The sequence below is a fragment of the Frankia sp. Mgl5 genome (assembly GCF_023242985.1).
Taxonomy (GTDB): Bacteria; Actinomycetota; Actinomycetes; order Frankiales; family Frankiaceae; genus Parafrankia; species Parafrankia soli.
The window spans coordinates 46,686-67,889 of sequence record NZ_JALKFY010000612.1 but is presented as its reverse complement, the minus strand read 5'-3'; the positions used below and the strand labels follow the sequence as shown (position 1 = coordinate 67,889).

Annotated in this window: 16 protein-coding genes; 10 read left to right on the top strand and 6 right to left on the bottom strand. The window is 72.0% G+C overall.

The window, feature by feature from the left end:
* The first annotated feature begins 361 nt into the window (after positions 1-361).
* The gene (locus tag MXD62_RS14025) at positions 362-1,570 is read left to right on the top strand and encodes a hypothetical protein (RefSeq protein WP_248829705.1); all 1,209 of its coding nucleotides are present in this window, start codon (positions 362-364) and stop codon (positions 1,568-1,570) included.
* A gap of 276 nt (positions 1,571-1,846) precedes the next feature.
* Here MXD62_RS14025 and MXD62_RS14020 read toward each other — a convergent pair whose 3' ends face one another.
* Positions 1,847-3,292 (bottom strand): hypothetical protein, encoded by a 1,446-nt coding sequence (locus MXD62_RS14020; RefSeq protein ID WP_248829704.1) that lies wholly within the window; start codon positions 3,290-3,292, stop codon positions 1,847-1,849.
* A gap of 22 nt (positions 3,293-3,314) precedes the next feature.
* The gene (locus MXD62_RS14015) at positions 3,315-3,740 is read right to left on the bottom strand and encodes a hypothetical protein (RefSeq protein ID WP_248829703.1); all 426 of its coding nucleotides are present in this window, start codon (positions 3,738-3,740) and stop codon (positions 3,315-3,317) included.
* Between the two features lie 253 nt (positions 3,741-3,993).
* On the opposite strand from MXD62_RS14015, the gene MXD62_RS14010 reads away from it, so the two are divergent.
* Positions 3,994-4,791: a transposase family protein gene (locus tag MXD62_RS14010; protein WP_308301257.1), complete on the top strand. Its 798-nt coding sequence runs from the start codon at positions 3,994-3,996 to the stop codon at positions 4,789-4,791.
* A gap of 237 nt (positions 4,792-5,028) precedes the next feature.
* Here the strand turns inward: MXD62_RS14010 and MXD62_RS14005 are convergent, their stop codons facing one another.
* Genes MXD62_RS14005 through MXD62_RS38785 form a run of 3 tightly spaced genes read right to left on the bottom strand, consistent with a single transcriptional unit; the run spans position 5,029 to position 6,520 of the window.
* Positions 5,029-5,733, bottom strand: coding sequence for a PIN domain-containing protein (locus MXD62_RS14005; protein ID WP_248829702.1), 705 nt, complete (start codon positions 5,731-5,733; stop codon positions 5,029-5,031).
* Entirely contained in the window at positions 5,730-6,161 is a 432-nt protein-coding gene (locus MXD62_RS39740) for a helix-turn-helix domain-containing protein (protein WP_308301256.1), read from the bottom strand. Before MXD62_RS39740 ends, MXD62_RS14005 begins: the two co-directional genes overlap by 4 nt.
* Entirely contained in the window at positions 6,095-6,520 is a 426-nt protein-coding gene (locus MXD62_RS38785; RefSeq protein WP_248829700.1) for a helix-turn-helix domain-containing protein, read from the bottom strand. The genes MXD62_RS39740 and MXD62_RS38785 overlap by 67 nt, the downstream gene beginning before the upstream one ends.
* A 103-nt stretch (positions 6,521-6,623) precedes the next feature.
* Between MXD62_RS38785 and MXD62_RS13990 the strand changes: the two genes are divergently transcribed.
* Both MXD62_RS13990 and MXD62_RS13985 read left to right on the top strand, forming a co-directional pair.
* On the top strand, positions 6,624-7,361 hold the full coding sequence (locus tag MXD62_RS13990; RefSeq protein ID WP_248829699.1) for a DsbA family protein: 738 nt from the start codon (positions 6,624-6,626) through the stop codon (positions 7,359-7,361).
* On the top strand, positions 7,358-8,044 hold the full coding sequence (locus tag MXD62_RS13985; protein WP_248829698.1) for an FMN-dependent NADH-azoreductase: 687 nt from the start codon (positions 7,358-7,360) through the stop codon (positions 8,042-8,044). The genes MXD62_RS13990 and MXD62_RS13985 overlap by 4 nt, the downstream gene beginning before the upstream one ends.
* A 143-nt stretch (positions 8,045-8,187) precedes the next feature.
* Here the strand turns inward: MXD62_RS13985 and MXD62_RS13980 are convergent, their stop codons facing one another.
* Complete coding sequence (locus MXD62_RS13980) at positions 8,188-9,222, bottom strand: NAD-dependent epimerase/dehydratase family protein (RefSeq protein WP_248829697.1); 1,035 nt, start codon at positions 9,220-9,222, stop codon at positions 8,188-8,190.
* Between the two features lie 104 nt (positions 9,223-9,326).
* Here MXD62_RS13980 and MXD62_RS13975 point away from each other — a divergent pair, with 104 nt between their 5' ends.
* The 6 genes from MXD62_RS13975 to MXD62_RS13950 all read left to right on the top strand — a co-directional run bounded on the left by MXD62_RS13975 (position 9,327) and on the right by MXD62_RS13950 (position 21,203).
* Positions 9,327-9,875, top strand: coding sequence for a TetR/AcrR family transcriptional regulator (locus MXD62_RS13975; RefSeq protein ID WP_248829696.1), 549 nt, complete (start codon positions 9,327-9,329; stop codon positions 9,873-9,875).
* A gap of 192 nt (positions 9,876-10,067) precedes the next feature.
* Positions 10,068-11,783 carry a DEAD/DEAH box helicase gene (locus MXD62_RS13970; RefSeq protein ID WP_248829695.1) on the top strand — a complete coding sequence of 572 codons (1,716 nt, stop codon included), beginning with the start codon at positions 10,068-10,070 and terminating at the stop codon, positions 11,781-11,783.
* A gap of 540 nt (positions 11,784-12,323) precedes the next feature.
* Entirely contained in the window at positions 12,324-13,970 is a 1,647-nt protein-coding gene (locus tag MXD62_RS13965; protein WP_248829694.1) for a TIGR02677 family protein, read from the top strand.
* Positions 13,967-15,352 (top strand): TIGR02678 family protein, encoded by a 1,386-nt coding sequence (locus MXD62_RS13960; RefSeq protein ID WP_248829693.1) that lies wholly within the window; start codon positions 13,967-13,969, stop codon positions 15,350-15,352. The genes MXD62_RS13965 and MXD62_RS13960 overlap by 4 nt, the downstream gene beginning before the upstream one ends.
* Positions 15,343-19,710, top strand: coding sequence for a TIGR02680 family protein (locus MXD62_RS13955; RefSeq protein WP_248829692.1), 4,368 nt, complete (start codon positions 15,343-15,345; stop codon positions 19,708-19,710). The genes MXD62_RS13960 and MXD62_RS13955 overlap by 10 nt, the downstream gene beginning before the upstream one ends.
* A complete protein-coding gene (locus MXD62_RS13950) occupies positions 19,707-21,203 on the top strand; it encodes a TIGR02679 domain-containing protein (protein ID WP_248829691.1) in 1,497 nt (498 codons plus the stop codon). The genes MXD62_RS13955 and MXD62_RS13950 overlap by 4 nt, the downstream gene beginning before the upstream one ends.
* Position 21,204 lies beyond the last annotated feature (1 nt).

Below are 21,204 nucleotides of genomic sequence, written 5' to 3'. Positions count from 1 at the left end.
CTCAAACGCCTTCAGTACCGCCCCGACCTGCTACGGGGCTTCCTGACCGGAACCGGCCTACAACTCGAACCCCCATAGCCGGTCACCTCACGAGTACAACATCAGTAAGGCTCTACTGGGCGTTTCGCGCAGGTCGCGACGTTCGGCGGGCCCCTCTCGCCTCGCCGGGTACTCCGTGAAGTCACCGACGGACGGCTCCTGTGCCTTCAAGTAGTACTCCGGCGGGTCTCCGCTGTCTGCCCGGGTACGATTCGGTGCCGTGCCCGTGTCTCGTAAGCGGAAGAAGAAGTCGCCGTCCGGTCGCCGTTCCTCGGGCCGGCCTGGGGTACCGATCCCCAACAGGGCAACACAGGCCAACCCGTTGCGGGAACTGTTCGAGTACCGTCGCCGGCTCGATGAGCGCCGCACCGCGCTCGCCACGGACTCCGCCGGACCCATGGTCGACAGGTTGATCACGGCCGCTCCCGGCTGGTCCGACGACGAACTCGAAGATGACTTCTGCGTCCGCTTCGGCGCGGCGATGACCCAGTACGAGGGCGGTGCGCTGGAGGATAGCGTCAACCCGGACGACCTCGTCCGCGCCGTGCTGTCCGTGCTCGACGGGCGGCTGCACGCGCCCGAGGATTCCGGCAGTGACGTCGCGGCGGCGCGAAGGTTGCTGGCCGTCGTCGCCGGTGTGCTGCCGGAGCCGCTGAGTGTGTCCGCGCGGGATCTGGTCGCCGATCACCTGGACGACGCCGCGGCACAGTGGGCCACCCGCGGGCGTGCCGTGACCGGCCCGGCCCAGTGGGCGCGGAACAGCTACGGCACCCGCTGGGCCGTGGTCGCGCCCTTCACCTCAGCGGACGGCTCGCAGCGGTGGTACCTGTGGGACGTGGACGCCTGCGGATATGAGGTCGTCACCGTGCACAGCGGCTTCCACTCTTCCGCCGAGACTGCGCTGGCCGAATGGCAGCAGGCCGTCGGCCCCTCCGCCGCCGAGGCCACCCTTACCCCGGCGGACGACGCAGAGACGCTCGACGCGCTTCTGACCGGCGAGGTGGAGGGCATCCGGCCTGGCGGAGAAGACCAGGCTCAGTACGCCGAGTTCCTGCGCAGCCGCCGGCTCGGCCGTACCGTCCGGCAAGCGGCCGGCCGGGCCCGCGGGCGCACGCTTCCGCGGCTGGGCGCGGACACCGCGGCCGAACGGTTCGCCCACCGGCTGCGGCAGATCGGCCACCACGACAGGCCGACCGGCGACGAATCCGACCAGGAACCCGCTGGTGCTGGCGACCTCGCCGCGGAGATGGCCGAGTCCTGGTCCCCGCGCGAGCACCCCGGCCTGTACCCGTACTGCTCGCCGCACAAGGTCGCCGCGGCGGTATCGCACCTGCGCGGCTTCTACCGGGACGACTTCGCCACCCAGTTGATCGCGGTACTGCCCGAGTGGATCCGCTTCCTCGCCGAACACACCGGTATGACAGCCGACCTGACCGAACGCTGCCTCGCCTACGCCTCGGGCGAATCCCGGTTCCCCGGCCTGTTCGACGAACACGAACAGCCCAACCTCATGGCCCGAGTAGCCGAATGACAGCACGCGTATCCTGACCTGCCTGTTTGTGGCGGCCAGGCCGCTGCAGAGATCGATAACTGACGTCGTCGGGTAGGTGCTCGCGAACACCCGGCCCTCGACGTTCTTCTCCTCCATTAGGTTGACCGCGGTCAGGCCGGGGAGGTGCTCCTCGAAGGCGTTCGTCGCCTGCTTCACGAGGGCTTGGCGGTCGGCGAGGAACAGCATCCTCCTCGCCCAGTTCGCCCGGGCGAGGAGGTCGACGAGGGCCCCTTCGGTCCGGCTCCGGGAGGATCTTCATCGGTCGAGAACCTCCATGAGGATGCCCGTGCCGTCGGCGCCGACATCGGCCGGCAGGTTCTGCCGTCTGCTGCGTGTGTGCCAGCGGCGCACGACATCCCGCGTATGCCGAAAGGAACGGGCCAGCCGGTGCTCGCTGAGCAGGCCGTACAGCTGCTGCTCCACTCCGCGCCGGACGACGAGAACCCTGCCGTCGGGAAGGGGCATGCGGTGGCTGATGCCGAAGAAATCAAGATCGGGCCCGAGTCGGAAGGAGGACCGGGTGCTGGTGAAATCCGTCGGGGGCGAGACATCATCGTCGAGCGGCAGCTGACCCGATGTCGGCGGTTCAGGCCGCAGCCAGGCCGGAAAGTAGGTATCCGCGCCAGCTCTGTCACCGGCGTACAGCAGGGACGTGAAGGCGGAACTCCGTGCGAGCATCTGCAGCAACCACCGTCGGCGCTCTGCCGGGACCTCCAGGATGTCGGCTGCACCCCGGATCGGCCGGAGCAGCTCCTCGGAACGCCAACCGGCTTCGGCTCGTCTGCGTGCGATCTCTTCATCGCTGAGCTGCTCGCCGGACCGGTGGATTTCGGCATCCAGATAGGTGGGGTGGCGCCGGGGGAACGGGAACGGTTCCGGATCATCCGTCACGATGTCGTCAAATTCACCTGCCGATCCGGAGAGGAGGTTCTCGTCGCCCGGAGGGTCGAAGACATGACAGGATATTCCGGCCGTGTCCAGCTTCGTGGCGACCATGAGTCCGGGGGGCGTGCGACCGTCGATCCGAAGGGTTGACAGCTGCACGCTCGCCTTTGCGAGCTGCTCCCTGATCCTCGACATTTCTCCATGCGTGCCTTTGCATTCGAGCAGGTAGATCTTGGTGTGAAAGCGACCTTCTCGCAGTTGGGTGCCGAGCAGGATGTAGTCGGGTCTGCCGGGACTGGAACCGGCGGAGCGCACGGAGTGACCCAGGGCGGACCCGTCGGCCAGCGCTACCTCCGCGTCCATCGTCTGGAACCGGAATCCGGGGTGGCGGCTGTTCAGCACCGCCCGGGCGACGACCATCGCGAACCCGATGCCCAGGTGCTCGGACTGCGCGGTCTTGTGGTGGTACACCACGCGGCTGGTGTCACCGATCGCCAGCTGTGGGAGCGTGCTCACCCCACGGGTACGGGTAGTGAGGGCGCCGCAGTAGCGGACCTGCGCCCAGTGCCGCGCCGTGTCGGAGAAGGGCCCGTCGGGGTAGAAGGTGGTCGCGACGCCGAGCTCGCGCAGCACGTTCATCGGGCTCGTCCGCACCCAGGGCCGGACCCGTACCAGGCTGGGATCCTGGCGGTAGAGATACAGCGGTTTGGTGGTGGCCAGCTTCGCTGCCGTCTTCGCAATAGCTGCCTGCTCGCTTGGCTCCAACAGTGTTGCCACCACGCCCGGTCTGCCCATCGCCGCGAGGACGCCGCTCATATCCACTGTCGGCTCCGGATGGTCACTGCGACCCGATAGCTGCGCCTACGAGGACGATCAGCCCGCTGAGGACGAGGAGTGAGGAGACGGTGAGGTTTCGCATCGTGATTCGGCGGGGCGCACCGTCGAGAACGGCCTGCACCTCGCTCTCCCGCGGCGGGACGCGCATCGCCAGCGCGGCACGATGAAAGGGAGAAACCTCGTTCGGTGGCCACATCACCGCGCGTAGATCCCGACGTTTGACCGGGGCGTGGCTGTTGCACCCGGTGAGCCAGCCGTTCACCCACATCTCGCAGATGCCGCCATCTGTACGATAGGCGCGGCAGAGCGTCGGCCACCGAAACGCAAGCAGGAACGAGATAACGAACATCGCGGCGAATACCCAGGGCCAGGCCACTCCGATCCCCAGTGCCAGCCCGCCGGCGGCAATCGCGAGATAGGCCGCCACGTGGAGGTTCTTCCGCTCGCGCCGACTGAGCCTCCGGGTGCTGCGAGGCTGCGAGCGGCCGCGTGGCCTTTTCGATCGAGGCGCGGATCTCCCGCGCGCTGGTCTGTTCTGCCGGCCCGAGGGGCGAGAACGTCCAGCGGCCACGACTGACCTCCGGCTCAAGGGAGAAACAATGTCACTTTCTTGATCATTGTGGCGCGTGCGGTGAACGCCGACGAGAAAGGAAACCTGCAGGCAGACGCGACCGGCAGGGATGGCAACCCAGTTATTTTTAGCACACGATGTGTGGTGTGCGAGGTCGAATCCGGGGAAGTCGCTGGCCGTTCTCGTCGCTCGCGGCCATCCGTGCCGTGCCCGCTGTGCCAGTATCACCTCCTGTCCCTGTTCTCGATCCGCTGTCACCGCCGACGGTCATCACCGGCCGTCGTCGGTGTCGGGTCTGATGGCGGTGTTCGGCCGGGTCCCTCACCTGCGGAAACCCCGAGGCCGGCGGCACAGCCTGGCGGTAATGCTGACCCTGGCGACGTGCGCGTTACTCGCCGGCGCACGGTCGTTCACCGCGATCGGCGCGTGGGCCACCAATGCCGGCTTGGCGGTCGCTTACCTGCTCGGTATCGCCCGGGTGCCCGACGAGTCGACAGTTCCGCCGAGTGTTCGCAGCCCTGGACGCCGACGCGCTGGACGCGGCGCCGGGAACTTGGGCGGCTGTGGCGACCAGCCCGGACATGGGGACACAGCGGCGGGTCGCCGTGGATGGCAGGGCCCGACGCTCGGCGCCCATGACCTGGCGGTCCGCGAGGCTCTCGCTCTGTTCGACCGAGCCGAGGCACGCGATTTCACCGACGTGCACGACCTGGCGAAGGTCCTCGCCAGGGAAGAGCTCGTCGGCCTCGCTCGAACACAGGATGACGGCTTCGATCCGCAGGTGTTCGTCGACATGATCGGGACCATCGGCCGGTTCATCGACGACGACCTGGGGCTGCGAGGCCCGGCGGCCGACCGGCTACGCCAGTTCTTCTCCGCCTGCCGTCAGGAGATCACCGGCGGATGAGCGACGACCGGCCCCATCCGGATTTCAGCTTGCCCATGCCCATGCCCATGCCCATGCCCACGATCGCGGTCGACGGACGGGCCGCGGCGTCCGGACCCACCAGACCTGAGGAACATGTGTTCGCTCGGCGGGTGATGTCGTCGGCCGGAGACTCGCTGGGCATCGCCCCTGGTCGAGAGCCTTGTGGAGACCGAGCATAAGGTGATCTCGGGTCCCCGTGCCAAGATCTGACGGTTCTTATCGTGGTGCGTCAGGTCCACTCTGCAGCGCGGCGAGCGGCTCTGCCCGGAGCGACATGTGGGTTCTCGTATCCTGGAAGTGCTCACTAGTCGAAGCCGCAGAGAGGTTCAGCAGTCTTCGGTGAGGCGCTCCATCAGGTCGGTGGTTGTCGAAGCCCCGGCTCGGCGCAGGGCAGCGATCGTTGACCGGTCGGTTGCGCCGGTCAGGGATGCCGACGGCCGTTCGATGTGTGGCGATCATCTGTGGCTCATATTCCGCCACGAGACGGCAGAACAGTTCGTCGGGGGTGAGTACCTCGATTCCGGCGGCTGCTGTGGCGTCGGCCGGGAAGTCCTTGACGTTCCAGGTGCAGAGCACAGTCGCCGCTGCGGCGACGGCAGCGGCCCGGACATGCCGGTCGTCTTCGTCTGGGAGCCACACGTCGGCGAGTGCGCGGAAATGCTCCTCGGTGGGCTCGACCTTGGCGAACGGGAACGCACGGTTTATCGCTGTGACCAGGCGCTGGGCGGCGGCATGGTCGAAGCGGGCTACGTTCAGGCTGAGATGTTCGACGGCCTCAGCGAGGATTACAGGGCTCCAGACAACGGCGATGATCTCCTGGTCGGCAGCGTAGAGAAGACAGTCGTGCAGGACGCGGGAGTAGAGCACGTTCGCGTCCGCGAGAACGACGCGGATCAGGCCGGCGTCGCCGATCTCGGTCATTCGGTCAGGCCGAGTTCGTTCTGTATGGAGGCCAGCTCGGCGAGTGCCTCGCGCCTTCGCGGGCGCTCGTTCTCAAGGAATGTTCGGATCGACGAGACGCGCACACGGTGGTGGGTGCCGACCTTGCGGAACTCCAGCAGGCCGCGGTCCATCAGCTTGCGGACCTGGGGGCGTGACATCCCAAGCAGCACCGCCGCCTCCGTCGGTGTGACCTCGGCGGCGCGGGGGGTCGAGACGAGCTCCTCGCCTCTCGCTCGGGCGTCGAGCAGGCGGGAGACCAGCTCGCCCTCACCGTCCGGGACGCCGACGCGGGCTGAGCGCGGCAGAGCGGCGGAGCGGCGCTCAACAGCCTGGCGAGGTCCTACTGGTCGGCGCTGTCGAACGTGCTCTGGTGACGGCGGATCTCGGTGTGGTGCTCGGCGGACCACGCGGCCAGGGCGAGGACGGAACCAAGGAGTGACTCCCCGAGCCCGGTCAGGGCGTACTCGACTCGCGGTGGCACCTCGGCATACGCGGTGCGGGTGACGAGTCCGTTGCGCTGCAGGCTCTTCAGCGTGAGCGTGAGCATGCGCTGCGAGATCCCCGGGATCGCGTCGGCCAGCTCGGAGTAGCGGGTCGCCCCGCGTTCCAGGGTCCCGATGATCAGCACGCTCCACTTGTCGCCGACCAGGTCCAGCACCTCCCGGATGAAGTCGGCGTCGTCGTCGTTCCAGTGCGCGCACGGGCCGGGTACGTCGCGGACCCGGGAACGCACTCCCCGCCGCCTGCTCGCTGAGATGGCAGCCACCAGCCCCTCCCCGGGTCACACACATGAATGTGCATTTTGTAAGCCTACCGAAACGGAGCCATGATGCGGCTACAAACATTAAGTAAGAATCGAGGTCAGACAGGTGAAGATCGAATTCTGGTCCGACGTCGTGTGCCCCTGGTGCGGCCTGGTGCGGCATCGCCTCACGAAGGTGCTCGCAGCCGTCGACTTCGGGGACCAGGTCGAGGTCGTCCACCGCTCGTTCCAGCTTCATCCCGAGCTCGACCGGGCCGGCGTCGAACAGCGTGACCTGTTCGAGAGGTACGGCGTCCCGAAGGACGCCGGCATCGCGACCATCCGGCACATCGAACGGCTGGCCGCGGCGGACGGGCTGACGCCCTATCTGGCGCTGGACCGCACGCTCGGGCCGACGGACCACCTCCATGAGCTACTCGCCCATGCCACGGAGCTGGGCCGGGGCGAGGATGCCTGGAACGCCGCGTTCCTGCAGCATTTCGGACGCGCCCGGAAGCTCTGGACGATCCCCGCGGTGCTGGAGTTCGCGGCCGACCTCGGCCTCGACGTCGCCGAGGCGCAGGATGCGCTGCGAACGCGGCGCTATCGCGGTCGCGTCGCGGCCGACCAGCAGGCGGCCCTGGCGCTTGGCGCCCACGGAGTGCCGCTGTTCCGCCTGGACGGGCGCCACCTGATCGCCGGAGCCGTCGACACCGCCGTGTTGACGGACGCCGTGCGGAAGGCCTGGTCGTCGGCGCACCGCGACGTCCCGATCATCCTCGACGGCTCGGGCGCGACCTGCGAGCCGGACGGCTGCGCCGTCCCCGCTCACGAGCCCGCGACGACCGCACGGGAGATCTCATGACCTATCTGCTCAGAGTCGACTCGTCCGTGTCGGGGGAGCGCTCCTTCTCCAACCAGGTGGCGAACACCTTCCAGGACGCCTGGCCGGGGGCGGTGGTTCTGCGTGACCTGGCCGTCAACCCGGTCGCTCATCTGGACGCGGCGGGCGTGAGCTCGCGCGTCACCGAGCCCGGGCAACGGTCCGAAGCCGAGGAGGCGGCCGCGGCGGTCCAGGACGAACTGGTCGCGGAGTTCCTCGGCGCGAGTGCGTACCTCTTCGCGGTGCCGATGTACAACTACACGATGCCGTCGGTCTTCAAGGCCTGGCTGGACCACATCATGATCGTGGACCAGACGATCGGACTCGGCCCGCACGCCGCTCCCACCACGGGCCGGCCGGCGGTCGTCATCTCGGCCCGCGGCGGGGGCTACGGCCCCGGCGCTCCGCAACACGGCAAGGACTTCCTGATCCCCACCGTGAGCGCGATCCTCTCGGACCCGCAGCTCATGGGCCTTCGGGTACACACGATCACCCCCGAGCTGACCTACGCGAAGGTCGTCGACCAGCTACGGCCGCTGCTGGCCCAGCACGAGCGGTCGCTGCTCGACGCACACCGTCAGGCGGAGGCTCTCGCCGCCGACCTGGCCCGCGGCGGCATCGCCCGCACGGACAGGGGCCGAGCGGCGGTCGAGACGGTTCGGTAGTCCGACGTGGCCCGGTGCGGCCCGGTGCCCTCCGGGCGCACGACGCAGCGCGAGACCCGGCCGTTGTCGAGACCGGGCCGTTGCCGAGGCCCGCGCGTCGGCGAGCAGCCGTTCGGGGAGGTCTGCCGGGTGCCCGGGCGGCGTCAGACGACGTGGTGGGCGAGCAGGCTGCGAGCGCAGTCGAGGACCGTCTCGGCCGGCGGGCGTGGTTTCCAGCCAAGGACCTGCTGGGCCTTCGCCGTGCTGTGGCGGTTGCGGCGGCCGAGTGCCGGGGCGATCTCGCGCAGCGCCGGGTCGCGGCGGGCCGCGAGCCGGACGAGCACGTCCGGGACGCTTCTGGTGCTGACCCGGCTCGCGTCCGCGCCCAGCTCCGCGCGCAACACCTCGGCGATCTGGCGCATCCAGACGAACTCGCCGGTGCCGAGGAACCGCTGACCCGCGGCGGCGGGGCTGGTCAGGGCGGCGAGGTGCAGCTCCACCAGGTCGCGGACGTCGACGACCTCAAGCCCGATCCGCGGAACCCGGGGCAGCTTGCCGCCGAGCATCCGGGCGATGATGCCGACCGAACCGATCGTCGCCGTCGAGAGGATCGGGCCGAAGACGGCTCCCGGCAGGACGGTGACGAGCTCCGGGGCGTCGGCCCTCGTGGCGGTGAACTCCCAGGCCGCCTTCTCCGCGAGGGTCTTCGCGCGCCGGTAGGGGATCAGCCCCAGGGCGTCGGGGTCGGTCCAGAGAGTCTCGTCGGTGACGCCCTCGCTGGAGTACGACGACGGGCTGGCCGCGTTCGCCGCGGAGGTCATCACCACCCGCCGCACGCCCGCGTCGGCGGCGGCGCGCAGCACCCGCAGGGTTCCGTCGACCGCCGGCCGGATCAGGGACCCGGGGTCGCCGTCCGCGGTGATCCCCATCGGGGAGGCCACATGCAGCACCGCGTCGACGTCCTTCATCGCGTCGGTCCAGCCGTCGTCCGCGGACAGGTCGGCCGTGGCGAACTCCAGCCGGTCGTCCGCGCGGCGGCCGGCAACGTCCGCGACGGTGTCGACGGCGCGGGCCACCTCGGGAGCGCGGGCCGGATCACGCAGGGTGGCGCGCACCGTCTCGCCCCGTCGCACCAACTCCGCGGCGCACCAGCCGCCGATGTAACCGCTCGCGCCGGTCACGAGCACACGCTTTGTCACAGCAGGCTCCTTCTGAGCCTCGGGCGTTAAAGTGGAGGGGTCTCCACTACGTGCTCCACTGTAGTGGAGACCCCTCCACTTTGCCGAGCCCCGCCGAGGACCGCATGAACGCACAGCCGACCCGCCGCGACGCGCTCGACAACCGAGAGCGCATCCTGACCGCCGCGCGGGCCGCGCTCAGCGAGGACGGCTCGGCTTCGCTGAGCGCGATCGCCAGGCGTGCGGGCGTCGGGATCGGCACGCTCTACCGACGCTTCCCGACCCGGGAGGCGCTGGTGCTGGAGCTGTACCGCAACGACATCGGCGGGCTGATCGACCTGGCGCCCGTCCTCGTCGAGGCGCATCCGCCGCTGGAGGCGCTGCGGCTGTGGTTCGAGGAGGTCGCCAGGTACGCCCGGCTCAAGTACGGCGTCTCCGAAATCATTCATGCGGCGACCAACAACGGGCTCGACGATCCCGCCTACGAGCCCTTCGTCGCCGGCATCGCCACGCTGCTGCGGGCCGGGGAGGACAGCGGCGATCTCAAGCCCGGGCTCGACCCCGAGGACGTGCTCCTGCAGCTGAGCGTCCTGTGGCGGATCGACCCCCGAACGGGCGCCGCCCGCGCCACCCGCATCCTCGGCCTGATCCTCGACGGGCTGCGCGCACCCTGACCGCGGGGCTCCGGACACTCAGGGCTCCGCCGCAGTGGACGGTGGGCGGAGCCGAGTGTGCCTCCCGCGCGGGCACAGGGCGACGTCGCGGGCGAGCGGCGGACGGGCGCGGGTCCGGTCGCGTCGGTGGGCCTGCGTGCCGGATCAGCCCCGTTCTCACCGGGCTGCCGCGCGGGAACCGTATTCTCAGGTGTGACCGAGTCCGAAGACCAGCCGACGTTCCATGACCTCGGGCTTGGTACCCCGGTCCTGCGAGCCCTCACCGAACTCGGGTACGAGGTGCCGTCGCCGATCCAGATCGGCACGATCCCCGCCCTGCTCGAGGGCCGCGACGTCGTCGGCCTCGCCCAGACCGGGACCGGCAAGACCGCCGCGTTCGCTCTCCCGATCCTGTCCAGGATCGACGCGCGCAGCGCCGCCACCCAGGCGCTGGTGCTCGCCCCGACCCGGGAACTGGTCCTGCAGGTCGCCGAGGCGTTCGGCCGGTATGCCCACCACATCACCGGCCTGCAGGTACTGCCCGTCTACGGAGGGCAGGCCTACGCTCCCCAGCTGGCCGGGATCCGCCGCGGCGCGCAGGTCGTCGTCGGTACTCCCGGGCGGGTCATCGATCACCTGGAACGCGGGACGCTCGACCTGGGCGGGCTGCGCACGCTGGTCCTCGACGAGGCCGACGAGATGCTCCGGATGGGCTTCCAGGAGGAGGTCGACCGGATCCTCGCCGACACCCCCGACACCAAGCAGGTCGCGCTGTTCTCCGCGACGATGCCCGCGCCGATCCGCCGCATTTCCCGGCAGTACCTGCGCGACCCGGCCGAGATCACCGTCAGGGCGCGGACCGTCACCGCCGCGAACACCCGGCAGCGGTTCCTGACCGTCGCCGGGCCGCGCAAGATGGACGCGCTCACGCGGGTCCTCGAAGTCGAGCCGTTCGAAGCAATGATCATTTTCGTGCGGACGAAGTCGGCGACCGAGGACGTCGCCGAGCGGCTGCGCAGCCGCGGGTTCGCCACGGAGGCGATCAACGGCGACCTCGGCCAGCCGCAGCGCGAGAAGCTCATCGCCCAGCTCCGCGACGGCACTCTCGACCTGCTCGTCGCCACGGACGTCGCCGCCCGCGGCCTCGACGTCGAACGGATCACCCACGTCGTCAACTACGACATCCCCACCGACCCGGAGTCGTACGTCCACCGCATCGGCCGTACCGGCCGCGCCGGGCGCAGCGGTGAGGCGCTGCTGCTCGTCACCCCCAGGGAAAAGGGCCTGCTCGCCGCGATCGAGAAGGCGACCCGCCAGCCGCTCGCCGAGATGGAGCTGCCCACCGCGGCGGAGGTGAACGCCCGTCGGGTCGCGAAGTTCCACGACGCGATCACCGCCGCGCTCGACGCGCCAGCCCACGCCGTTTTCAGGGACCTGGTCCTTGGCTACACCCACGAGCACGACGTTCCGCTCGCCGACCTCGCCGCGGCGCTGGCCGTGATGACCCGCCAGGAACCGGGGGAGTTCCTCCTCCCGCCGGACACCGCGCCGCCTGCCCGTGACAGGCCTGCCCGTGACAGGCCCGCCCGCGGCGCGGGCGGACCACGGCCGGTCCGGGCCACCTACCGGATCGGGGTCGGGCATCGCCAGCGGGTCACCCCGGGCCAGATCGTCGGGGCGCTCGCCAACGAGGGCGGCCTGGACCGGTCGGACTTCGGCCGGATCGACATCCGGGCCGACTACAGCCTCGTCGAACTTCCCACCGACCTGACCAAGGACACCAAGCAGGCGTTGACCCGCACCCGCATCGCCGGCCAGCCCCTCAACCTGCGCCCCGAACGGCCGAGCCGGGAATCCGGCGCGCGGCCCGGCGCCAGCCGCCGAGGAAAACCCGCCCCCTCCGCCCGCAGGACGCGCAGCCCAGCCTGACCTGGGCGTTTGTGAGGGCTAACTGGGCGTCGGCGGAGCAGGCCGACCCCGACGGCGAGCCACAGGAACGCGAACAGCCAGGGCGGCACGGCCCGGGTCGCGACATCCAACGCCAGGAACAGCGCGCCCAGCACGGCTACGACCAGGCCGGTGCGGCGCAGCAGTCCACTGGTGCGGCGCAGCAGTCCACTGGTACGCAGCGCGAGACCGGTCCCACCACTCTCTGTCACGGGCATCGCTCCCGGCCCGCGGCAGTAGGGAGTGTCCGCTCCGCTGAGCGGATCTGGGTGAGCGGGGCGGACCCGGTCATGTGCCGCACCGTAGCCGCGGCGGCTGCCGCTGTTGAGACCTGGAACCACCATCACCTCTGTCGAGCGGGCCGCCGTGCTGCGGTTCAACCCCCACCACCACAGCCGCCGCCACCACCGCCCTATCAGCCAGGCCGCCAGGCCGCTGCTTACACTGAGCTGGGCGGCCGATCACCAAGGCTGCCGGATTCGCGGAGTTTTCGCGGGAGTGAGCGAGTGCGGGGAGGCGTCGATGGCCGCGCGTCGCGTGCCGCCGGAGATGTTCCGCTTCGCGACCGAGCAGAACGCTGATCTGTACACCGCGATCCTGCACGTGTTCGGCGACGCCAACGAGCGACTGGAGACCGCCCTCGGGCTCGACGACATCGACGGGCGGCTGGCCTCCGTCGGGTTCTTCCGCGACCTCGACCCGGACGAGCTCGGCCGGGCGCTGGCGCAGCTGGGTAAGTGGCAGCTGCTCGACGTCATCCAGAACCACAGCGCGGACTACTCCACCGCCGCCGAGTACGAGCGCGGCAACCTGCATTACTCGCTGACCCGGCGCGGGGAGGCCGCGTTCGCCGGTGTCCAGCACGCTCTGGCGGTGCTCGCGTCGGCGGGAGCTCTGCAGACCGCCGTTCTGGACGCCATCACGGACCGGCTCGACGCCCTGTACGGCCTGCTGCTCGAGCCGACGTCCGCGGATCGCCGGGTTTTCACCACGCTCAGCGAGCTGGAGAGCCACCTGGAGGCACTGCGGTCGAACACCAAGCAGTTCAACGGCGAGCTGCAGCGGCTGCTGCGCGCGGAGAACGCCGACCTCGACACCTTCCATGAGGTGAAACGGGCGACGGTGACCTACCTGCAGGAGTTCGTGACCGACCTCGACCACCGGTCGCGGGCCATCCGGGACGCGATCCGGCGGGTCGAGTCGCTGGGCGTCGCCACCTTGCGGCGGCGGGCGCTGCTCGGCGCCGAGCTGTCGCCGATGGGCGCGCAGGACCCGGCGCCGGCCTGGCTGGAGCATCGCCGGCTGCGCTGGGAAGGGCTGCGGCTGTGGTTCGACCCGGGTGACGGCGCCCGGCCGCGGGCGGACGAGCTGCACACGGTGGCACGGCGCGCGATCGTCGCCCTGCTCGCGACCCTGGAACGCATCGGAGAGTCGCGGCGGCGTTCGTCGAGCGCGGCGCGTGACTTCCAGGTGCTCGCCCGCGTGTTCGCGGCCGCCCCCGCCGAGGACGACCTGCACCGGCTATGGGGCGCCGCCTTCGGGCTGACCCCGGCCCGCCACGCCCACCTGCGCCACACCGACCCGGAACTGATCCCCGCCGGGACGAGCTGGGCGGCGGCGCCGTCCGTCGAGGTGTCCACACTGCTGCGGCGCGGCGGCCGGGCCGAGCGTTTCAGCCGGACGGGCCGGGTCCGCGACGTCGCCGCGGTCCGCCGCGAGCGGGAGGAACGGGCTCGGCGCGAACGGGCCGAGCTGGAAGCCGTGTGGGCGCGGCTGCGTACTGACGGCCCGGTCCGGCTGTCGGCGTTGGGCACGCTGGATCATGAGGCGCTCGCCCGCCTGCTGGACCTGCTGGGCCAGGCGCTCGACGGGCCGGTCGACAGCTCGGGGGCGCGGCGCGCGACGACCTCCGACGGACAGGTGGAGATCGTGGCCCGGCCGACCGGCGACGGCCGGCTGGCGGTGATCCGCACGCCCCGCGGTGTCCTCACCGCGCCTGATCACACTGTCGACATCACGCTCCTCGGCCGGCCGGTGGCCCCCGGCATCCAGCCCTCGATCGTGAGTGTGCCCGCGCCGCCCATGCCGCCCGGGCCGCCGGCACGGAGCGCGCCGGCCGGATCTCCGATCCGGACTCCGGTCGCGCCCGGATCCAGCGCCGGCCGATGAGCTCGTCGGCGAACCAGCACGTCCGGGACGAGCGGGAGGACGTCGCGCGCGGAATCCGGCTGCTGCTCGGCGGTCCGCTGCTGACGTCCACCGGCAGCCCGGAGGGGTTCGATGTCGTGCGGCGCCGGCGCGGGCCGATCCGCGACTGGTTCGACTACTACTGCGGCTGGCAGGTCCTGGTCGAACCGCGGGCCGGCTACGCGCGGCTCGTGAAGATCCGTTCGGAGCCGGATCCGTCCCGCCCGGCACGGCGGGCCCGGTCGACGCGGGCGCCGTTCGACCGTCGCCGGTACGTGCTCTTCTGCGTCGTCGCCGCGGAGCTGATGGGCGGGCCTGTCACGACGATCGGGCTGCTGGCCGACCGGGTCTCCGCGGCCTGCGCGGCGGACGCGGCGCTGCCGCCGTTCGACCCGGCGGTCCGGGCGGAGCGGATGGCGTACGTCGACGCCCTGAAGCACCTGGAACAGCTCGGCATGGTGAGCGCGGTGGACGGTGTCACCGACGCCTACGTGCAGTCCGAGGACGCGAAGGTGCTGTACCGGGTCGACACCGCCCGCCTGGTGGGCCTGCTGGCCGCACCGACCGCGCCGTCACGGGTGACCCCGGCCGGGCCGGAGGCCACCGCCCCGACCCTGACGGAGACGGAGACGGAGACGGAGGCGGAAGCGGAGACGGAGGCGGGCAAGGAGACGGAGGACGGCATCGATGTCGACCGGTTCATCGCCGGGATGCTCGTCGAGCCGCGTTACGGGGACGCGGCGTCCGCGGCGCCGACGGTCTCCGACGCCCGCCGGAACCTGTGGCTGCGTCACTCCGTGATCCGGCGCCTGGTCGACGACCCGGTCGTGTACCGCGCGGAGCTCACGGAGGCGCAGCTGGCGTACCTCGCCACCACGACCGGCCGGGCGCAGGTCCGGCGGGCCGCCGAGCTGGCCGGGTTCGAGCTGGAGGAACGAGCCGAGGGCTACCTGCTCGTCGACCCGGACGGCCTCGCGACCGACAGCCGGTTCCCCGACGACACAAGTACCGCCAAGATAGCCGCGCTGACACTGCTCGACGCGCTGCGTGCCGCGCCGGCCGGTCTCACCGCCGAACAGCTCACGGTCGCGGCGGGACGACTGCTCGACCGGCTGCCGTCCTGGGGCAGGACGTATCGCTCGGACGACGGTGCCCGGCGGCTCGCCGGGGACGCGCTCGCCGAACTGCGCATGTTCGGCCTCGCCGCGGTGGACGCGAGCCACCCCGTGGGGTCGGCCCTGGTACGGGCGCTGCCCGCGGCGGAGCGCTACCGCGTCCATCACGAGGACCGTTCGCGGCTGGAGAACCTGCCGCCCCGCCCGGCGGGCGACGGGTCGGGCGAGGAGGACGAAGCGTGGAAGTGATCCACCCACCCCTCCGCCCGGTCCAGCTCACGCCGGCCGACCGAGCCGCACGCTGGCGGCCGCACCGCGCCGGGATCGTCAACGTCTGGCGGTACTACGACGAGATTTTCGGCTTCCACCGTGGCCGGCTGCTGCTGCGCGGACGCAACGGGACGGGCAAGTCCAAGGCGCTCGAACTGCTGCTGCCCTACCTGCTGGACGCCAACCTGCAGGCCCGGAGGCTGTCGACGTTCGGCGGTTCGGAACGCACCATGCACTGGAACCTGATGGGAGACGGCGCCAGCGGCCGGACCCGCGTCGGCTACGTCTGGATCGAGTTCCGCTTCGGCACCGGCACCGACACCGACACCCACGCCGACATGGACGTCGACGCGGGCGCGGGCGCGGACGCCGGGAAGGACCTGCGCGCCGCCGCGTCCGTCGGCGTGGGCGAGGCGTCCGACGGCGACGGTGGACGCTGGTTCACCTGCGGTGCACGGCTCCAGGCGTCCCAGCACACCACCACGGTGTCGGCGGACTACTTCACGACCAGCCGGCGGATCGGCCAGCCCGGTGGGCTGAGCGTGGTCGACGAGGCAAACGCCCCACTGACCCGCAAGCGGCTGGCGGCCGACCTCGGGGACACCGGCCAGGTGTACGACAGCGCGGCGGACTACCGGGCGGTCGTCCGCGCCGCGCTGTTCGGTGGACTGAACGAGCAGCGCTACAGCGCTCTGATCACCGCCATGCTGCAGCTGCGCACCCCCAAGTTGTCGGAGCGGCTCGACCCGTCCCTGCTGTCGACGCTGCTCTCCCGGGCGCTGCCGCCGCTGGGCACCGCCGAGATCGCCGAGCTCGCCGAGGGGTTCGAACGCCTGGACCGCCAGCGGGAGAACATCCGCCGCCTCGACGAGGAGGTGGAGGCCGCCCGGCTGCTCGCCGACCGCCAGCGGGCCTACGCGGGCCGGGTGCTGCGGGCGGCCGCCGGTGGGCTCATCTCCGCCACCAGCACTTTGGACGACATCACCCGTACGGCTCGGGAGAGCCAGGCGGAGTACGAACGCGTCGTGGCGGAACGTGACGCGCTCGACGAGCGCGTCACCGCCGCCGAAAGCGAGCGGGAGCGGCTCGAGGCGCGTATCGAGGGCCTGATACTCAGCGAGGCCTACCGGGCCGGCGGCCAGCTCGACGAGCTGCGCCGGGACGCCCGGGACGCGGCCGGGCGCGCCGAGGACGCCCGCCGGCAGGCCCGGCAGGCGCGGACCCGAGCGGATACCGATCAGGAGACCGCCGGGAGGAGCCAGGCGGCCGCCGCGCGGGCCGCGACCGAGAGCGCGGCGGCGCGCGACCACGCCCGCGGTGCCGCCGACCGGGCCGGCCTGGCCATCACCTACGACTCCATCGCCGCCATCGTGGCCGATCAGGCGGTCGGGGTGGCGCGGCCCGGGCCGGTCGGCGCCGGGGCGGGGCAGGCCGGCGCCGGGGTGGGGCAGGCCGGCATGGAGCGGGCTCGCATGGAGCGGGCTCGCGTGGAGCGGGCCGGCGCGGCGCGGCCGCGGGTCCTGGTCCGTGCGGCGGTCGACGCCCGGGTCCGGCAGCTTCGCGCCGTGCGCCGCGCGCTGGGCGACCGCGAGTCGGCGGTCACCGCGCGGACCGGTGCCGAGCGGCGCCTCGAACACGCCCGCGAGGCACTGGCCGCCGCCACGGCGGACCGCGACACCGCGGCCGCGGTGTACGCCGACGAGGTGACGGCGCTCGGCGAGGCACTGGCCCGGTGGGCCGCCGGCTGTGCCGAGCTGCGCTTCGACGACCTGGCCGCGCTGCTCGCCGCGGTGGAGAGCGAACCCGACGTGCTGCGGCTCGTCGAAGCGACCGCGGGCCCGCTGCTGGAGGCGATCGCGGCCCGGACCGCTGAGCTGACCCGGGACCAGGCCGAGCGGGCCACCGAACACGCCGGGCACACCGCCGAACGGGACGATCTCGCGACCGCCACCGAGCTGCCGCCGGCCGCCCCGCCCACCCGCACCGCCGACCGCACCGGACGTCCCGGCGCCCCGTTGTGGCGGCTGGTGTCCTTCCGGGACGGCGTCGACCCTGCCACGCAGGCAGGCGTCGAGGCGGCGCTGGAGGCTTCCGGTCTGCTCGACGCCTGGGTGTTCCCGACGGGCCGGCTGGTCGTCGCCGGGCATGACACCGATCTCGATGCCGATCTTCTCCCGTCGGCCCCGGGAGGTGGCCTGAGCACGGTACTCGAACCCGAGCCGGACGCCGCCGTGCCCGCCGACCGGGTACGGCGCCTGATCGCCACAATCGCCTTCGCCGCCGCAACGCCCGAGGCGGCCGCGCCCGCGGGAAGCGCGCCCGCGGGAAGCGCGCCCGCGGTGGCCGCCCCCGGCCCCGCCGGCGCGTCCGGTGTTTCCGGCGGGCATCCGATCGCGGTCGGTGCCGACGGCACCTGGCGGCTGGCCGCGCTGCGCGGCAGCTGGTCGAAGACCGAACCCGCCCACATTGGCGCGCTCGCCCGCGACCGGGCCCGGCGCCGCCGCCTCGCCGAGCTGACCGCACTGATCAGCACGCTGGACGACATCCTCGCCGACCTGGACCGGGAGCGCGGCGAGCTGCGCGCACGGCGGGAACGGATCGCGGCCGACCGTCGGGCCCAGCCCGCGCATCAGGCCGTCCACGACGCCCGTGCCGCCCTCGACACCGCGGAGGCGAACCTCGGCGCGCGTGCCGACCTGGTCAGCCGGTCCGTCGAAGGGCTGCGGGAGGCGGCTGCGGCCGTCAGCGTCGCGACCCGGGCCCTGACCGCCGTGGGCGCCGAGCACGGGCTGCCGACCGAACGGGCCGCCCTCGACACCGTCGAGGAGGCCGTCGACATCTTCCGCCGGCTCGCCGACGACTGGTTCGACCGTCACCAGCATGCCGTCGCGACCGGCGCGGCCGCGGTCGCCGCCGCCGAGGTGGCGGCCACCTCCCAGGAGGCCGCGCAGACGCTCGTGGAGTCGTCCGCGGACCGGGACGGTGAGGCCGAGCGGGTCGCCGCCAAGCTCGCCGGCGTCGAGGCGGCGATCGGTCCCGGGTACCGCCAGGTCCTCGACGAGATCACCGGCCTGCGTAACCGGATGGGGGAGCTGGCGACGGCACGGATGACGATGCGTGGGTCGCTGCGCACACTCGACGCCCGCGTCGGCGAGCTCAACACCCAGCGTGTCGTCGACCAGGAGCGGCGGCGCGACGCCGTCGAAAGCCGAGACGCCCAGGCCGGTGGATTCCGGCGGCTCGGCATCAGCACCCTGGCCGCCGACGCGCGGCTGGACCTGCGGCTGTCCCCGGCCGACGGGGTGCGCGCGACCCTCGACCAGGCGCGTTCCGCCGCGGCCACGCTCGGGTCCGTCCCGCACACCGTGCGCAACATCAAGGATGCCGAGACCCGGCTGACCGACGCCTTGCACCAGTGCCGGCAGATCCTCGCCGACCGGGCCGAGCTCGTCGTCGACCCCGACGAGGACATCCAGATCCTCACCGCGGCGGTCGACGGCATCCGGGTCGGCGTCGCCCATCTGCACGACGGCATCCGCGACGAACGCGACCGTGCCCGCACCGAGATCACCGAGGGTGAGCGCGACCTGTTCGACCGCACCCTGACCGGCAACACCCGCCGGCACCTCGCTGACCGGATCCGCCAGGCGAACGCGCTCGTCGCCGACATGAACAGCCGTCTGGAGAAGGTGCGCACCGCGTCGAAGATCGCCGTTCAGATCCTGTGGCGGGTCGACCCGGCGCTGCCCGTCGCGACCCGCCAGGCCCGTGACCTGCTCCTGCGTGACCCGACCCAGCTCGGCGCCGCCGACCGCGACGCCCTGCACACCTTCCTGCGCGGGCGTCTCGACGATGCCCGCGACAAGGATGACACCACGGGATGGGAGGAGCTGCTGCTGCAGGTCTTCGACTACACGGCGTGGCACCAGTTCATCGTCCGCATCGACCGGGGGACCGAGCAGGGCTGGCAGCCGCTGACCAAGAAGCTGCACGGCGCGCTGTCCGGCGGGGAGAAGGCCATCGCGCTGCATCTGCCGCTGTTCGCGGCCCTCGCCGCGCACTACCAGTCCGCACCGACCGCACCCCGCCTGATCCTTCTCGACGAGGTCTTCGTCGGTGTCGACAGCACGAACCGCGGCCAGGTCTTCGAGCTACTCGCCTCCCTCGACCTCGACTTGATGATCACTTCGGATCACGAGTGGTGCACGTACCGCGAGCTCGACGGGATCGCGATCCACACGCTCATCACCGGGGACGGCACTGACGACGCGGTCACCACCGCCCGCTTCACCTGGAATGGTCAGCGGCTCACCGACGCCGACGGCCGGGCCCTGTGACGTCGGCACAGTCGCCGGCACAGTCGTCGGGACGGCCGTCGGGACGGCCGTCGGGACGTGCCGCGATCATCGACGCCCTCGGTGGCCCGGCGCTCGCACCGCTGTGGGGCGCAGTGCACGACCGCCTTTCGACCGGACGTCCGGTCACCTCGGTGCGGGTCGGGCCCCTCGGCGAGGACCAGCAGTCCGCGCTCGCCGACCTGTTCGGCCTGGACCGGCTGCCCGGCCCGCGCACCACCATCCGTCTGGACCGCCTCGACGCCCTGCTGACCGCCACCTTCGGCGTCGACACCCGTGCCGTCGCCGAGGCACTGCTGGGCCCGATCGGTGACCGGGCCGGCTCCCGCGCCGCCGCCGCGCACGCCCGGAGCGAGCTGTGGGACTGGCTGACCGCGCACCCCGTCGTCGTCGCCGAGCCGGCGCTGCGCCCCTGGGCCGCCGACGCGCGGCGGGCCGGGCTCGTCGACGGTTCGGTGGACAACACCCGCGCCCTGCTCGGCGCCGCGCTCCGCGTCCTCGCGGCCTGCCCGGCGGACGGACGTCCGCTGCCTGCCCTCGCCGACGCGCTGCTCGGCCGCACCCACGCGCTCGACGACGGGACACGGCTGTCAACCCTGGTCCTGCGCGGTCTCGCCGCCCGGTACGGCGTGCCCGCGCCGACCGGCGCGGGGGAACGCCGCATGCTGTGGGAACGCGCCGGGGTCGCCTGCGACGCACTTTCCGCCCAGGCGCTCGTCGCGGGTCTGCGCCCCACCGGCGACGACGCGCTGAGCCGCGCGCTGCGGCTGTGGGCTGACGTGGGCCAGGCCAGCATCGTCACCCTGGCCCAGCTCCGGGCCTGCCCCGGCCTGCGGATGGCGAGAGCGGGAACGGCCCGAGCGGGCGGGGAGGCCGGGGAGGCCGGGGCCGGCCGGGAGGCCGAGGCCGGCCGGGGCCGCGGGGCCAACGGTGACGCCGGCACCGGCACCGGCACCGGCACCGGCACCGGTGCGGGCGAGGAGCGTGGGGGTGCGGTGACGGTGGGGGTCGTGGAGAACCCGTCGGTCATCGCGATGGCGATCGGGCGCTTCGGCGCGCGCTGCCCACCGCTGGTGTGTACCTCGGGCTGGCCGTCCAGCGCCGCCGTTCTGCTCCTGCACCAGCTCGCGCAGGCAGGTCTGCGCCTGCGCTACCACGGCGACTTCGACGGCGACGGGCTGCGCATCGCCGCCCACGTCATGGCCCGCTCCGGCGCCGTGCCGTGGCGCATGAGCACCGCCGACTACGTCGCCGCGCTCCCGGGTGCGGCGACGCCCGGGTCCGGCACCGAGGACGGACGGACAGCGCGGCCCGGGCAGGTCAGTGAAGCGCCCTGGGACGCCGATCTGGCCCAGGCCGTCCGCGCGCACAACATCGCGATCTACGAGGAGCGCCTCGTGCCGATCCTGCTGGCTGATCTGGCTGAACCGGCGGAAAAGGCGGAAAAGGCGGGCTTGGCCGGACGGCCCGGCTGAC